Below are 4,939 nucleotides of genomic sequence, written 5' to 3'. Positions count from 1 at the left end.
GGAAACCCCGCGCCGGAGGTGCCACCCACCGTGACCGACCAGCCGTTCACGCACCTGCACGTGCACACCCAGTACTCCCTGCTCGACGGTGCGGCGCGTCTGAAGGACATGTTCAAGGCGTGCCAGGAGATGGAGATGTCCCACATCGCCATGACCGACCACGGCAACCTGCACGGGGCGTACGACTTCTTCCACCAGGCGCAGGGCGCGGGTGTCGTCCCGATCGTCGGTATCGAGGCGTATCTGGCGCCGGAGTCGCGGCGCTTCACGCAGCCGGTGAAGTGGGGCGCGCCGCACCAGAAGCGGGACGACGTGTCGGGTGGCGGCGCGTACACGCACATGACGATGTGGGCGCGGAACCGGGAGGGGCTGCACAACCTCTTCCGCGCGCAGTCGCGGGCGAGCCTGGAGGGCTTCTTCCGCAAGCCGCGGATGGACCGGGAGCTGCTGGCGGAGTACGCGGACGGGCTGATGGCGACGACGGGCTGCCCGTCGGGTGAGGTGTCGACGAAGATCCGCCTCGGCCAGATGGACGAGGCGGTGAAGGCGGCCGGCGAATACCAGGACATCTTCGGCAAGGAGAACTTCTTCGTCGAGTTGATGGACCACAACATCGACATCGACCGCCGCGCCCGGGCCGGGCTGGAGGAGATCGCCCGGAAGATCGGCGCGCCGTTCGTCGTGACCAACGACTCGCACTACACGTACGAGCACGAGGCGTCGGCGCACGACACGCTGCTGTGCATCCAGACCGGCAGCAACCTCTCGGACCCGGACCGGTTCAAGTTCGACGGGTCCGGCTACTACCTGAAGTCGGCGCGGGAGATGTACGCGATCGACAACTCCGACGCCTGGCAGGAGGGCTGCCGCAACACGCAGCTGCTGATCGCGGAGCGGGTGGACACCGAGGGCATGTTCAAGCCCCGGAACCTGATGCCGCGCTTCGAGGTGCCCGAGGGGTACGACGAGGTGAGCTGGTTCCAGGAGGAGGTGCGGCGCGGCATGGAGCGCCGCTATCCGAACGGTGTCCCGGAGGACCGCCAGCGGCAGGCGGCCTACGAGATGGGCGTCATCATCGAGATGGGGTTCCCCGGCTACTTCCTCGTGGTCGCGGACTTCATCATGTGGGCGAAGAACAACGGGATCGCGGTGGGCCCGGGGCGTGGTTCGGCGGCCGGTTCGATCGTGGCGTACGCGATGGGCATCACGGACCTGGACCCGATCGAGCACGGGCTGATCTTCGAGCGGTTCCTGAACCCCGAGCGTGTGTCCATGCCGGATGTCGACATCGACTTCGACGAGCGCAGGCGCGGTGAGGTGATCAGGTACGTCACCGAGAAGTACGGCGCGGACAAGGTCGCCATGATCGGCACGTACGGCACGATCAAGGCGAAGAACGCGATCAAGGACTCGGCCCGGGTGCTGGGCTACCCGTACGCGGTGGGCGACCGGATCACCAAGGCGATGCCGGCCGACGTCCTCGGCAAGGGCATCCCGCTGTCGGGCATCACGGACAAGAACCACCCGCGGTACAGCGAGGCGGCCGAGATCCGCGCGATGTACGAGAACGAGCCGGACGTCACCAAGGTGATCGACGCGGCGCGCGGCATCGAGGGCCTGGTGCGGCAGATGGGTGTGCACGCGGCCGGCGTGATCATGTCCAGCGAGCCGCTGATCGACCACGTCCCGGTGTTCTCCCCGAAGAACGACGGTGTGGTCGTCACCCAGTGGGACTACCCGAGCTGTGAGTCGCTCGGCCTGCTGAAGATGGACTTCCTCGGCCTGCGCAACCTGACCATCATGGACGACGCGGTCAAGGCGATCGAGAAGAACAAGGGCGTCTCGATCAAGCTGCTCGACCTGTCGCTGGACGACCCGAAGACGTACGAGCTGCTGCAGCGCGGTGACACGCTGGGCGTCTTCCAGTTCGACGGCGGTCCGATGCGCTCGCTGCTGCGCATGATGAAGCCGGACAACTTCGAGGACATCTCCGCGGTCTCGGCCCTGTACCGGCCGGGCCCGATGGGCATGAACTCGCACATCAACTACGCGCTGCGGAAGAACGGCCAGCAGGACATCACGCCGATCCACCCGGAGCTGGAGGAGCCGCTCAGGGAGGTCCTCGACATCACCTACGGCCTCATCGTGTACCAGGAGCAGGTGCAGAAGGCCGCCCAGGTGCTCGCGGGCTACTCGCTCGGCCAGGCCGACCTGCTGCGCCGCGCGATGGGCAAGAAGAAGCCCGAGGTGCTGGAGAAGGAGTTCGTCAACTTCCAGAAGGGCGCGCGGGACAAGGGCTTCTCGGACGAGGCCATCAAGGCGGTGTGGGACGTCCTGGTCCCGTTCGCCGGCTACGCGTTCAACAAGGCGCACTCCTCCGCCTACGGGCTGGTGACGTACTGGACGGCCTACCTCAAGGCGAACTACCCGGCCGAGTACATGTCGGCGCTGCTCACCTCGGTGCGGGACGACAAGGACAAGTCGGCGGTCTACCTCAACGAGTGCCGCCGGATGGGCATCAAGGTGCTGCCGCCGAACGTCAACGAGTCCGAGGCGAACTTCACCCCGCAGGGTGACGAGGTCATCGTGTTCGGCCTGGCCGCCGTGCGGAACGTCGGGCAGAACGTCGTGGACTCGATCGTCAAGTGCCGCAAGGAGAAGGGGAAGTACAGCTCCTTCCCGGACTTCCTCGACAAGGTCGAGGCGGTCGTCTGCAACAAGCGCACGATCGAGTCGCTGATCAAGGCCGGCGCGTTCGACGAGATGGGGCACACCCGCAAGGGGCTCACGGCCCAGTTCGAGCCGATGATCGACAACGTCGTCCAGGTGAAGCGCAAGGAGGCCGAGGGCCAGTTCGACCTGTTCGGCGACCTCGGCGGCGACGACGGCTCCGACGGGCCGGGCTTCGGGCTGGACGTCCAGTTCTCCGACGAGGAGTGGGAGAAGTCCTACCTGCTGGCGCAGGAGCGGGAGATGCTCGGCCTGTACGTCTCCGACCACCCGCTGTTCGGCATCGAGCACGTGCTGAACGAGAAGTCCGACGCGGGTATCTCCCAGCTGACGGGCGGCGACTACTCCGACGGCTCGATCGTCACCATCGGCGGCATCATCTCCGGCCTCCAGCGCAAGATGACCAAGCAGGGCAACGCGTGGGCCATCGCGACGGTGGAGGACCTGGCCGGTTCGATCGACTGCATGTTCTTCCCCGCCACCTACCAGCTGGTCTCCACGCAACTGGTGGAGGACGCGGTGGTCTTCGTGAAGGGCCGGCTGGACAAGCGGGAGGACGTGCCCCGGCTGGTCGCCATGGAGCTGATGATCCCCGACCTCAGCGACGCGGGCGCCAACGCCCCGGTGACGATCACGATCCCGTCGGTGAAGATCACGCCGCCGCTGGTGGAGCGGCTCGGCGAGGTGCTGAGCCACCACCGCGGCTCCACGGAGGTGCGGGTCAAGCTCCAGGGCGCCCGGAAGACCACCGTGCTGCGCCTCGACCGGCACCGGGTGACCGCCGACCCCGCCCTCTTCGGCGACCTCAAGGCCCTGCTGGGCCCCTCCTGCCTGGCGGGCTGACCCCGGGGCCCTCCCGGCCCCGGCCCGCCAGGCCACGGCCCGCTCGCACCCGGCGGCGCCGAGCGCACCCGCGCCCGGCGCCGCCGGCGGTGTGCCGCGCCCAGATGTCAGTTGTGGCCGAACCTCTTCGACTGGCGCTTGCGTTCCGTCTTCGCACCGACGGTCGAGGCCGTCGACTCCATCTGCTCGGCGGCGCTTGTGCTCTGCTCCGGCGCCGCCTTGCTGGTATCGGACGCCTTCGGTCGCGTGCGGTTCTTGTTCTTGGCCATGCTGACCTCCATGGTCATCGGTTGGGGTGGCCGGAATCAGCCTTGCATGACCGGATGTTCTTCGCATATCAGGCATATCCAAAAGTGGGCCCGCCCGCACACCCCGGCATTGCCGTTTCCCACCCGGTTCCGCCCGGCCCCGCCCGTTCCCACCTGGCACCGCCGGTTTCCCGCCACGCCGATGATCGAGTCCGGCTGATAACGCCGGTACGGTCGGGCAGACTCTGAGCAGACTCAAGGCAAGCAGGCCCTGACCGCCCGCGGTGGTCCGTGTGATGCAGGAAACCGAGGAAAGGGGTGCGCCGTGGACCGTTGCGTTGTTCTCGTGGACGCCGGCTATCTGTTGGGAGCGGCGGCGAGTCTCCTCGCCGGTGAGCCGATGCGGTCGCGGATCACCGTGGACCACTCGGCGCTCATCAGAGGGCTGCGTGAGCGCGCGGAGGCCGACACCGGCCGGGACCTGCTGCGCATCTACTGGTTCGACGGCGCTCCCGACCGGGTGCCGCAGCCCGAGCACCGCAGACTGCGGGTGATGCCCCGGGTGACGGTCCGGCTGGGCGCCCTCACCCGCAGCGAGGGCCGCTGGGCGCAGAAGGGCGTGGACGCCGCGATGCACGCCGAGCTCACCGAGCTCGCCCGCAACCGCGCCTGCTCCGACATCGTGCTGGTCACCGGCGACGGCGACCTGCTGCCCGGGCTGATGTCGGCCAAGGAACACGGCGTCGCCGTGCACCTGTGGGCGGTCCAGGCCGCCGACGGCGACTACAACCAGTCCGAGGACCTGGTGGCCGAGGCCGACGAGCGGCGGGTGCTCGACCGGGAGTGGATCACCCGCGCGGTGCGGGCCAGGGAGGTCGCCGGACCGTGCGCGCCGCAGCCCCCGACCCGGCCGGAGATCGCCGCGATCCTCTCCGCGCCGCTGCCGGAGCCCGCCTCCAAGAACGGCGGCCGTCCCGCCCCGAGCGAGTCCAGGGAGGAGGCGCAGCCGTCCAAGGGGGTGCCCACCCCGCGTGATCTCGCCGCGCTCGGCAGGACGGCCGCCGCCAGCCAGCTGCAGCCGGCGAACGCCACGCTGCGCTGGTCGTCGGACAAGGGGT

At 68.5% G+C, this 4,939-nt stretch carries 3 protein-coding genes; 2 read left to right on the top strand and 1 reads right to left on the bottom strand.

Annotated features, from left to right (window positions below; all coding sequences use genetic code 11):
• Nucleotides 1–30 precede the first annotated feature (30 nt).
• Nucleotides 31–3,573, top strand: a complete 3,543-nt coding sequence (dnaE, locus tag GL263_RS21535) for a DNA polymerase III subunit alpha (RefSeq protein ID WP_182857393.1) — start codon at nucleotides 31–33, stop codon at nucleotides 3,571–3,573.
• A 107-nt stretch (nucleotides 3,574–3,680) separates the two neighbouring features.
• Here the strand turns inward: dnaE and GL263_RS21530 are convergent, their stop codons facing one another.
• The gene (locus GL263_RS21530) at nucleotides 3,681–3,842 is read right to left on the bottom strand and encodes a hypothetical protein (protein WP_182857392.1); all 162 of its coding nucleotides are present in this window, start codon (nucleotides 3,840–3,842) and stop codon (nucleotides 3,681–3,683) included.
• Nucleotides 3,843–4,146: 304 nt separating this feature from the next.
• Here GL263_RS21530 and GL263_RS21525 point away from each other — a divergent pair.
• On the top strand, nucleotides 4,147–4,939 hold a 793-nt coding region (locus tag GL263_RS21525; RefSeq protein ID WP_182857391.1), incomplete at its 3' end, for an NYN domain-containing protein.

Origin of the sequence: Streptomyces durbertensis (assembly GCF_014156695.1) — a bacterium.
In the GTDB taxonomy this organism is placed as follows: Bacteria; Actinomycetota; Actinomycetes; order Streptomycetales; family Streptomycetaceae; genus Streptomyces; species Streptomyces durbertensis.
This window is presented reverse-complemented; position numbering and strand designations above follow the sequence as displayed.

Bases quoted from the DNA above. Each gene is read 5' to 3' on its own strand.
- GL263_RS21530 (WP_182857392.1), bottom strand. From the start codon at position 3,842: ATGGCCAAGAACAAGAACCGCACGCGACCGAAGGCGTCCGATACCAGC.